The organism is uncultured Microbacterium sp. (genome assembly GCF_947632095.1).
In the GTDB taxonomy this organism is placed as follows: domain Bacteria; phylum Actinomycetota; class Actinomycetes; order Actinomycetales; family Microbacteriaceae; genus Microbacterium.
This window is the reverse complement of sequence record NZ_CANROA010000001.1, coordinates 233,609-242,846: the sequence shown is the minus strand read 5'-3', so window position 1 is coordinate 242,846 and position 9,238 is coordinate 233,609. Positions and strand designations below refer to the sequence as shown.

The following is a 9,238-nucleotide window of genomic DNA, read 5'->3' as shown; positions in this document are numbered from 1 at the left end:
ACTGGATCAGCTCGGCGATGTTGCCCGAGTTGATGCGGGTGCGCGAGAGGTCGTCGAGCCAGATGCTGACGCCGGCGGCGGCGAGGTCTGCGGTGGGGGTGCTCATGCGTTCTCCTTGACGGTTGCGCGGGCCGCCTCGACGACGGCCTCGGCAGTGATGCCGAACTTCTGGAACAGGGTCTTGTAATCGGCGGATGCGCCGAAGTGGTCGATCGCGACGGAGCGGCCCTTGTCTCCCACGATGCCGCGCCAGGTGAGGGCGGAGCCCGCTTCGACCGAGACGCGGGCGGTGACGGATGTCGGGAGCACGGACTCGCGGTACTCCTCGCTCTGCTCGTCGAACCACTCCAGCGAGGGAGCGGAGACGACGCGGGCGTTGATGCCCTCTGCCGCCAGCGTCTCACGGGCGGAGACGGCGAGCTGAACCTCGGAGCCGGTGGCGATGAGGATCACGTCGGGGGTGCCGTTGGGGGCCTCGGCGAGGACATATGCGCCCTTGGCGGCGCCGGATGCCGCGGCGAAGACATCGCCGGATGCCTCGCCCTCGCCACGCTCGAACACGGGGATGTTCTGACGGGTCAGCGCGATGCCCGAGGGGCCCTCCTGGCGGCGGAGCATCTCCAGCCACGTGACCGACGTCTCGTTGGCATCCGCGGGACGCACGACGGCGAAGTTCGGAATGGCGCGGAGCGTCGCGAGCTGCTCGATCGGCTGGTGAGTCGGGCCGTCTTCTCCGAGGGCCACGGAGTCGTGGGTCCACACGAAGATGCTGGGCACGTTCATGAGCGCCGCGAGGCGCACGGCCGGACGCATGTAGTCGCTGAAGATCAGGAAGGTTCCGCCGAAGGCACGCGTCTTGCCGTGCAGGACGATTCCGTTGACGATCGCACCCATGGCGTGCTCACGGATGCCGAAGTGCAGCACGCGGCCGTAGGGAGATCCCGACCACTCGTTCGTCGACCACTCGGCCGGGATGAACGACTTCGCGCTCTTGATGGTGGTGAGGTTCGATTCGGCGAGGTCGGACGATCCGCCCCACAGCTCGGGCAGCTCAGCGGCGAGGGCGTTGATGACCTGGCCTGATGCGGCACGGGTCGAGACTTCCTTGCCGGCTTCGAAGACGGGGAGTGCGCCTTCGACGCCCTCGGGCAGCTCGCCCGACTCGAGGCGGTCGAGCAGCGCCTTGCGCTCGGGATTCTGAGCGGCCCATGCGTCGAACGATGTCTGCCAGGCGGCACGGGTCACAGCGGCCCGGTCAGCGAGACCGCGCGTGTGCGCGATGACGTCGTCGGCGACGACGAAGCTCTTCTCCGGGTCGAAGCCGAGAACACTCTTCGTCGCGGCGAGTTCATCGGCCCCGAGCGCGGAGCCGTGGATCTTGCCGGTGTTCTGCTTGCCGGGCGAGGGCCAGCCGATGATGGTCTTGAGGATGATGAGCGAGGGCTTGCCGCTCTCGGCCTTCGCAGCCTCGATGGCTGCGTTCAGCTCGACGACATCCTCGACGTACTCGCCGCACTTCTTCCAATCGACCGTGATGACCTGCCAGCCGTAGGACTCGTAGCGCGCTGCGACGTCCTCCGTGAAGGCGACGTTCGTGTCGTCCTCGATGGAGATCTGGTTCGAGTCGTAGATCGCGATGAGGTTGCCGAGCTGCTGGTGACCGGCGAGCGAGGACGCCTCGCTGGTCACACCCTCCTGCAGGTCGCCGTCACCGGCGATGACGTAGACGAAGTGGTCGAACGGGCTCGTGCCCGCGTCCGCCTCGGGATCGAAGAGTCCGCGCTCGTAGCGTGCCGCATACGCGAAGCCGACGGCGGAGGCGAGACCCTGGCCGAGCGGACCGGTGGTGATCTCGACGCCCTTGGTGTGGCCGTACTCCGGGTGGCCGGGAGTCAGCGAGCCCCAGGTGCGCAGCGACTCGAGGTCTTCGAGCTCGAGCCCGAAGCCGCCCAGGTAGAGCTGCACGTACTGGGTGAGCGAGGAGTGGCCAACCGAGAGGATGAAGCGGTCGCGGCCGAGCCAGTCGGTGTCGGCAGGGTCGTGGCGCATGACGTGCTGATAGAGGAGATACGCGGCCGGAGCCAGGCTCATGGCCGTACCGGGGTGACCGTTCCCCACCTTCTCAACGGCATCGGCCGCGAGGATTCGGGCGGTATCCACCGCACGTCGGTCGATCTCATCCCACTGCAGTTCCGTCACGGTCGTGCCCTTTCCAACAACTTTCGAGGGCGCCCGAATATCTGGCGCCTCCGCATCGTCACGGACAGGTGCACAGCGCCGGGCGCGCGAGTGGGTTTCAGCATAGCGCTGGACGGGGGAGCGGGAAACGACTCTTACGCCGTGAGTCGGGCGTTTCGCGTGGAGTAGAATGGAAGGGTTGTCTGTACTGTGCGCTGAGGAGGCGATCGATATCTCGACCATGTCTGAGGCGACGACGGCAAGGCGTCCGATCGGGTCTGTGATCAAGGCCTACGTTGCGCTGACGAAGCCGCGAGTGCTCGAGCTGCTCCTGGTCTCGACCGTGCCGGTGATGTTCCTCGCTCACGGCGGCATCCCGCATCCGTTCCTCATCATCGCGACCGTCATCGGCGGGGCGACGAGCGCGGGGTCGGCCGCATCCTTCAACATGTATCTCGATCGCGACATGGACGCTCATATGAAGCGCACCGTGAACAGGCCGATTGTTACGGGCGAGGTGTCCCCGCGTGCCGCCCTCATCTTCTCCTGGGTTCTCGCGGTCTTCTCGACCGTCTGGCTGCTGGCGACGACCAACCTGCTGACCGCCGCGCTGTCGGTCTCGGCGATCTTCTTCTACGTCGTCATCTACACGATGATCCTCAAGCGCCGCACCGAGCAGAACATCATCTGGGGCGGAATCGCAGGCTGCTTCCCGGTCCTCATCGGCTGGTCCGCCGTCACCAACGCGATCGCCTGGCCGGCGATCATCCTCTTCGTGCTCATCTTCCTGTGGACACCGGCGCACTACTGGCCGCTGTCGATGAAGTACCGCGACGACTACTCGGGCGCTGATGTGCCGATGCTCGGTGTCACGCGCAACGCGCCGCAGGTGGGCCTGCAGGTCATCCTCTACGCGTGGGCGACGCTCGCCTGCTCGTTGCTGCTCATCCCGGTCGCCGATATGGGCCTCGTCTACTCGGTCTCGGCCGTCGTGTTCGGCGGTTGGTTCGTCTACGAGTCGCACCGTCTTTACAGTCAGGCCGTGCGCGGCGAGAACCCGCGCCCGATGCGCGTGTTCCACGCCTCGATCGTCTACCTGACGCTGATCTTCCTCGCGGTCGCAGCCGACCCGCTGTTGCCGTTCTGATCCTCTGAAGAAGAACGGGCCGCTCCTCATGAGAGGAACGGCCCGTTCTCATCTCTGCACGATCAGCGTGCAGGAGATGCGGGAGTGTTCTCGATCGCGGCCGCACGTTCAGCAGCGGCTGCCGGCGAGATGACGTCATCCGCATTGTTATCGGCGTCGTCCCTCTCGAACGGGTCGAGAGTGTCGATCGCGCGACGGGGGAGCAGCGCCTTTGCCGCGCCCAGCGCGAACGCGAGGAACAGGCCGATCAATCCGGCGGCGACGAGGGCGCCTCCGATGACGACCCAGCTCTGCCCGGCGTAGACCTCCACGCCGGTCGCCGTGCCCTCCAGCAGGGCGGTGGTCATGGTCGAGATCTGGTCGGTCGACAGCCAACCGCCGACGATGACGGATGCCAGGGACAGCACGACGAGGAGGAGGAAGGGGAGACTGCGCAGGAGGGAGGTGTTTCTCATCCGTTCAGCCTGCGCGCGGTCTCCATGCGCGAGGTATGCGCCGGTTATGCGTCGGCTGAGCGCTTCAGGCGAAGCACCACGACCGTGTATGCCGCGGCCGAGAGAGAGGCGAGGACCATGTGGATGCCGACGAGGATCTCGGGGAGCCCCTCGCGCGCCTGCCAGACGCCCACGCCGATCTGGACGAGGATCGCCGCCACCAGAATCACGAGCCAGGTGCGGGGATCCAGACGCAGAATCCACGCGGCGATGGTGAGGATGAGGACCAGGACGGCGAGGATGTAGCCGGGCCAGGCGTGCACGTGGGCGAGGACCGTCGCATCGAAGCCGTCGCGGATCACATTCTCGTCGCCCGAGTGCGGCCCGGATGCCGTTGTCAGCACACCGAAGAAGATCGTCGCGGCGAGTGCGAGGCCGGTGATGTGTGTCAGGACGGCGAACCATTTCGGGACGGCGCGGACACGCGGGCCGTCATGCGTGCGCATCCGCACGAGGTAGACCGCCGTGATGCACACCAGCAGCAACGAGACCACGTAGTGGAAGCCGACGATGAAGGGGTTCAAGCCGGTCAGCACCGTGATGCCGCCGACGAAGGCCTGGGCGATGACGCCGATGAGCACCAGCCAGGCGAGCACGCTGAGGTCGCGCCGCTCGCCGAACGAGCGCCAGGACCGCACGGCTCCGACGATCACCATGACCAGCAGCCCGAGGGAGAAGAAGGGGAACGCGGCGATCCCGGGCTCGCCGGTGATCATCGTGTAGATCCAGCCGCCCAGCAGCGCCAGCCCGAGGCAGAGGACCCCGGCAATGACGGACCAGAGGGCGGACCAGAGCGCGTGCACGACGGCTCGCTTGCCGGCGATCGAGAAGAGGGTCAGCAGAAGCACGGCGATCGCGAGGATGCCGACGACGCCGGTCATCGTGCGGTTTCCGAACTCGATGATGCCGTGGATGCCCTGCTCCGCCGTCGGCACGAGCGAATCCGGTGTGCACAGCGGCCATTCCGTGCAGCCCAGGCCCGATGCCGTGAGGCGGACCGCGCCACCTGTGCCGATGATGATGACCTCGGCGATGAACGACAGCCACGCGAGCACCCGCAGAAGGCGGGGGAGGATCGGCGCGCTGCTTCCTGTCGGGATCGCGGTGGCGGAACTGGTCTCGGACATGTTTCCTCCGGCCCACGCCCGGCGCGCGGGCACGGCCCGTTCACCAGGGGGAACCTGTAGAATCGAATTGTTGTGATGCGGGGCGCGAAAGCGCAAGAGGCATCACTGACAGTTTAGGCGCGAAGAATGCGTCCGTGATGAGGCCCACCAGCGGCACCCGACCCTCGCAACCTTTGGGGCTCCGGCGTGCCGGGGCGGATGACACCGTTGAGGCCCAACAAGGAGAGTGTGATGTCGGATGTGTTGATCGACCGCCCAGAGCTCGAAGGTCTGGGGGTGTACGAGTTCGGTTGGCACGATGCTGACGCGGCAGGAGCCAGCGCGCGTCGTGGACTGTCCGAGGCTGTCGTGCGTGATATCTCGGTGCTGAAGAGCGAACCCGAGTGGATGCTGAAGACCCGACTCAAGGGATACCAGCTGTTCGGGCGCAAGCCGATGCCGACGTGGGGCGCAGACCTCAGCGGCATCGACTTCGACAACATCAAATACTTCGTCCGCTCGACCGAGAAGCAGGCGCAGTCGTGGGAAGACCTCCCCGAGGACATCCGCGAGACCTACGAGCGTCTGGGCATCCCCGAGGCCGAGCGCCAGCGTCTCGTCGCCGGTGTCGCAGCGCAGTACGAGTCCGAGGTCGTCTACCACCAGATCCGTGAGGACCTCGAGGCCCAGGGCGTCATCTTCATGGACACCGACACGGCTCTGCGCGAGCACCCCGAGTTCTTCGAAGAGTACTTCGGCACGGTGATCCCTCCCGGCGACAACAAGTTCGCAGCCCTCAACACGGCGGTCTGGTCGGGCGGATCGTTCGTGTACGTCCCCAAGGGCGTTCACGTCGAGATCCCGCTTCAGGCATACTTCCGCATCAACACCGAGAACATGGGCCAGTTCGAGCGGACCCTGATCATCGCCGATGAGGACAGCTACGTCCACTACATCGAGGGCTGCACGGCTCCGATCTACAAGTCGGACTCGCTGCACTCGGCCGTCGTCGAGATCATCGTGAAGAAGAACGCGCGCGTTCGCTACACCACGATCCAGAACTGGTCGAACAACGTCTACAACCTCGTCACCAAGCGTGCCGTCGCCCACGAGGGCGCGACCATGGAATGGGTCGATGGGAACATCGGCTCGAAGGTCACGATGAAGTACCCGGCGATCTACCTGATGGGCGAGCACGCCAAGGGCGAAACGCTCTCGGTCGCCTTCGCGGGCCCCGGTCAGCACCAGGACGCCGGCGCGAAGATGATTCACATGGCGCCGTACACGCAGTCGTCGATCGTCTCGAAGTCGATCGCACGCGGTGGCGGGCGCTCGGCGTACCGCGGTGAGGTTCGGGTCGATCCCGCAGCCCACCACTCCGCGAACTCCGTGGTCTGCGACGCTCTGCTCATCGACACCGAGTCGCGTTCCGACACCTACCCGGCGATCGACATCCGTGTCGATGACGTGCAGCTCGGCCATGAGGCCACGGTTTCGAAGGTCAGCGAGGAGCAGCTCTTCTACCTGATGTCGCGCGGCCTCGAAGAGACCGAGGCCATGGCGATGATCGTGCGTGGCTTCATCGAGCCGATCGCCCGCGAGCTGCCGATGGAGTACGCGATGGAGTTGAACAAGCTCATCGAGATGGGCATGGAAGGATCGGTCGGCTGATATGACGGCCTTCACCCCCGCGCCGAGCACGGCGCAGCAGACGAACGCGCACATCGACCCCGCAGCGCAGGTCTCCGACGCCGGTTTCGTTCCGGTGCAGACCCGCTCCGAGCGTCCGCGCTCCTTCGACCCCGAAGACTTCGGTGCTCCCACCGGTCGCGAGGTCAACTGGAAGCACACCCCGGTCGCGCAGCTCACGGCACTGTTCTCCGAGGCGTCCGGCGATGCCGGCATCGTCCGCGAGGTCCTCGCCGGTGCCGAGTACGTGTCCAGCCCGCTCGCGGCGGTCTCCGCCCCGCGCGGCGAGTTCTTCATCCCCGAAGACATCGTCTCGGCGGTGGCCTGGCAGGGCTCCGACGAGGGCATGCATGTGCGCATCCCACGTGATGAAGAGGTCGCCGAGCCGATCATGGTCGGTTTCACGGGTCAGGGCGCCGGGAAGCGCTCCGACGATCACATCGTCATCGAGGCGCTCGAGAACAGCTCCGCGACGGTGCTCCTGCGCCACAGCGGCAGCGCGCAGTACGCGCAGAACGTCGAGATCATCGCGCGTCCGGGCTCTCGCCTCACCGTGATCACGGTGCAGCGCTGGAACGACGACGCGATCCACGCGTCGGCGCATCAGGCGCGCGTCGACAAGGACGCGACGCTCAACCACTTCGTGTTGAGCTTCGGCGGCGGCATCGTCCGCGTGAATCCGAACGTCGAGCTGTCGGGAACCGGCTCCGAGGGCAAGCTCTACGGCCTGTCCTACTCCGATGCGGGTCAGCACCTCGAGAGCCAGGTGTACATGCACCACAAGGGTGCGCACACCACGGGCGACGTCCTGTACAAGGGGGCGCTCCAGGGTCAGGGTGCGCGCAGCGTCTGGATCGGCGACGTCCTCATCGGACCGGATGCCACGGGCACCGACTCCTACGAGGCGAACCGCAACCTGATCCTCACCGAGGGAGCGCACGCCGACTCGATCCCGAACCTCGAGATCGAGACCGGCGACATCCAGGGCGCAGGCCATGCCAGTGCCACCGGACGCTTCGATGACGAGCAGCTGTTCTACCTGCAGGCCCGAGGCATCCCTGAGATCGAGGCCCGTCGTCTCGTCGTGCTGGGCTTCCTCACCGACATCGTGAACCGTCTCGGCATCCCGGCCCTCGAGGAGGAGCTGCTCGCCGTCATCGAGTCCGAGCTCGCGGCGGTGGGCGCGTGAGTGCTCAGCGCGCCTGCGGCCTCAGCGAGCTCGAGCAGGACACGGCGCTGCGCGTCGAGATCGACGGCGTCCCCATGGCCGTCGTCCTCGATGGCGACGGTGAGGTTCACGCCATCGGCGACACCTGCACCCACGGATCCATCTCCCTCTCCGAAGGATTCGTCGAAGGCGACACGCTGGAATGTTGGGCCCACGGCTCCGCGTTCTCGTTGCGCACCGGCGTTCCCCAGAATCTCCCCGCTTATGAGCCCGTCCCGGTCTACGTCGTCACGATCGACGGCGACGACGTGCTCATCGATCCGACTGTGACGAAGGAAGTCTGAAATGTCTGTTCTTGAGATCCGCGACCTGCACGTGACGGTCGAGACCGAGGCTGGGGCCACCCCCATCCTCAACGGCATCAACCTCACCATGAAGACCGGTGAGACCCACGCGATCATGGGCCCCAACGGCTCGGGCAAGTCCACTCTCGCCTACACGATCGCCGGCCACCCGAAGTACACCGTCACGAGCGGCTCGATCACCTTCGACGGCGAGGACGTCCTCGAGATGAGCGTCGACGAGCGCGCCCGCGCCGGTCTGTTCCTCGCGATGCAGTACCCGGTCGAGATCCCCGGTGTGACCGTGACCAACTTCCTGCGTACGGCGAAGACCGCGCTCGACGGTGAAGCGCCGGCGATCCGTGGCTGGACCAAGGACGTCAAAGAAGCCATGACGAACCTGCGCATGGACCCGAAGTTCGCGCAGCGCAACGTCAACGAGGGCTTCTCCGGCGGCGAGAAGAAGCGCCACGAGATCCTGCAGCTCGAGGTTCTCAAGCCGAAGTTCGCGGTCCTCGACGAGACCGACTCCGGTCTCGATGTCGACGCGCTGAAGATCGTCTCCGAGGGCGTCAACCGCGCCAAGGAGGCCACCGGCCTCGGTGTGCTGCTCATCACGCACTACACGCGCATCCTCCGCTACATCCGGCCGGACTTCGTGCACGTGGTCGTCAAGGGCAAGATCGTCGAAGAGGGCGGCCCCGAGCTGGCCGACCGTCTCGAGGAAGAGGGCTACGACCGCTTCCTCGACCCCTCGTCGCCGATCGAGGCGTAGGCTGAGCGCATGACCGCGACTCTTTCTCCGGAGAAGTACGACGAGGTCACCGAGGCCTTGAAGGACGTCATGGACCCCGAACTGGGGATCAATGTCGTCGACCTCGGCCTCATCTACGACCTGGCGTGGGATGACGAGAACGACGCTCTCGTCATCCACATGACCTTGACCAGCGCGGGCTGCCCACTCACCGATGTGCTCGAGGAGCAGACGGCGCAGTCTCTGGACAAGGTCGTCGACCGATTCCGCATCAACTGGGTGTGGATGCCGCCGTGGGGTCCAGAACGGATCACGGACGACGGTCGCGACCAGATGCGCGCCCTCGGCTTCGCGATCTGAC

9 protein-coding genes are annotated in these 9,238 nt (G+C 66.0%); 6 read left to right on the top strand and 3 right to left on the bottom strand.

All coding sequences use genetic code 11. The features are described from left to right. Positions 1 to 102: 102 nt before the first annotated feature. Entirely contained in the window at positions 103 to 2,199 is a 2,097-nt protein-coding gene (gene tkt, locus Q0Z66_RS01215; RefSeq protein ID WP_298036699.1) for a transketolase, read from the bottom strand. 220 nt (positions 2,200 to 2,419) lie between these two features. Here tkt and Q0Z66_RS01210 point away from each other — a divergent pair, with 220 nt between their 5' ends. Then, complete coding sequence (locus Q0Z66_RS01210; RefSeq protein WP_298036726.1) at positions 2,420 to 3,325, top strand: heme o synthase; 906 nt, start codon at positions 2,420 to 2,422, stop codon at positions 3,323 to 3,325. Between the two features lie 62 nt (positions 3,326 to 3,387). Here the strand turns inward: Q0Z66_RS01210 and Q0Z66_RS01205 are convergent, their stop codons facing one another. Together Q0Z66_RS01205 and Q0Z66_RS01200 are read right to left on the bottom strand one after the other, a co-directional pair. Continuing rightward, positions 3,388 to 3,780, bottom strand: a complete 393-nt coding sequence (locus Q0Z66_RS01205; protein ID WP_298036698.1) for a dinucleotide-utilizing enzyme — start codon at positions 3,778 to 3,780, stop codon at positions 3,388 to 3,390. A 44-nt stretch (positions 3,781 to 3,824) separates the two neighbouring features. Then, the gene (locus tag Q0Z66_RS01200) at positions 3,825 to 4,946 is read right to left on the bottom strand and encodes a COX15/CtaA family protein (RefSeq protein ID WP_298036695.1); all 1,122 of its coding nucleotides are present in this window, start codon (positions 4,944 to 4,946) and stop codon (positions 3,825 to 3,827) included. A 231-nt stretch (positions 4,947 to 5,177) separates the two neighbouring features. Between Q0Z66_RS01200 and sufB the strand changes: the two genes are divergently transcribed. From sufB to Q0Z66_RS01175, 5 genes are read left to right on the top strand one after another with little or no spacing between them, the layout of a single operon-like run. Then, complete coding sequence (gene sufB / locus Q0Z66_RS01195; RefSeq protein ID WP_298036692.1) at positions 5,178 to 6,596, top strand: Fe-S cluster assembly protein SufB; 1,419 nt, start codon at positions 5,178 to 5,180, stop codon at positions 6,594 to 6,596. 1 nt (position 6,597) lies between these two features. Beyond that, complete coding sequence (sufD, locus tag Q0Z66_RS01190) at positions 6,598 to 7,803, top strand: Fe-S cluster assembly protein SufD (RefSeq protein ID WP_298036689.1); 1,206 nt, start codon at positions 6,598 to 6,600, stop codon at positions 7,801 to 7,803. Next, positions 7,800 to 8,126: a non-heme iron oxygenase ferredoxin subunit gene (locus Q0Z66_RS01185; RefSeq protein ID WP_298036687.1), complete on the top strand. Its 327-nt coding sequence runs from the start codon at positions 7,800 to 7,802 to the stop codon at positions 8,124 to 8,126. Before sufD ends, Q0Z66_RS01185 begins: the two co-directional genes overlap by 4 nt. 1 nt (position 8,127) lies before the next feature. Then, on the top strand, positions 8,128 to 8,898 hold the full coding sequence (sufC, locus tag Q0Z66_RS01180) for a Fe-S cluster assembly ATPase SufC (RefSeq protein WP_298036685.1): 771 nt from the start codon (positions 8,128 to 8,130) through the stop codon (positions 8,896 to 8,898). A 9-nt stretch (positions 8,899 to 8,907) separates the two neighbouring features. After that, on the top strand, positions 8,908 to 9,237 hold the full coding sequence (locus Q0Z66_RS01175; RefSeq protein ID WP_298036682.1) for a metal-sulfur cluster assembly factor: 330 nt from the start codon (positions 8,908 to 8,910) through the stop codon (positions 9,235 to 9,237). Position 9,238 lies beyond the last annotated feature (1 nt).